The organism is Dolichospermum sp. UHCC 0259 (genome assembly GCF_009711935.1).
In the GTDB taxonomy this organism is placed as follows: Bacteria; Cyanobacteriota; Cyanobacteriia; order Cyanobacteriales; family Nostocaceae; genus Dolichospermum.
Window position 1 is genome coordinate 1 of record NZ_VIKX01000279.1, and the last position, 466, is coordinate 466.

Consider the following 466-nt stretch of genomic DNA (forward strand, 5'->3'; position numbering starts at 1 on the left):
GCTTCTAAGAAAAAAGCGTCTTGTCCTACATAATCAGCAAATTTCTCTTGCTTGAGTGTACCATTCCCAATCCCTTGGACAAAAGGATGCTCCAGACAAGCTTGGGCTAAATCTTGATTTTCCACCCATAATTCACTAGATAAATTCATCAGTTTCCTCACTTGTCAATTTCTCTGTGAAATTCAAATATCATATCCGCTTCGCTTAACTAATTGCACAAGCATAACAGCAAAAAAAATTGTGCTGATAGATTTTCTTAGGGGAAATTTACCATACAATATTCGATATCAACCATAGATATCATGACTGCCAACAAGACCCCACCCAGCGAGATGATCCGCGTGCCTAATGTACTAATTCCGGTAGTACGGCACTTAGCTAAAATCCACCGCGACGGTCACACAACAGCCTTACTGCAAGGATTACAGGAATTGATAGCACAGTTCGATAGCAGTGTAAAACTGGA

General features: G+C 40.3%; 1 pseudogene. It reads right to left on the bottom strand.

Annotated features, from left to right (window positions below):
* Positions 1-149, bottom strand: a pseudogene (locus FJR05_RS23605) (TenA family protein); the annotation flags it as partial.
* Between the last annotated feature and the right edge of the window lie 317 nt (positions 150-466).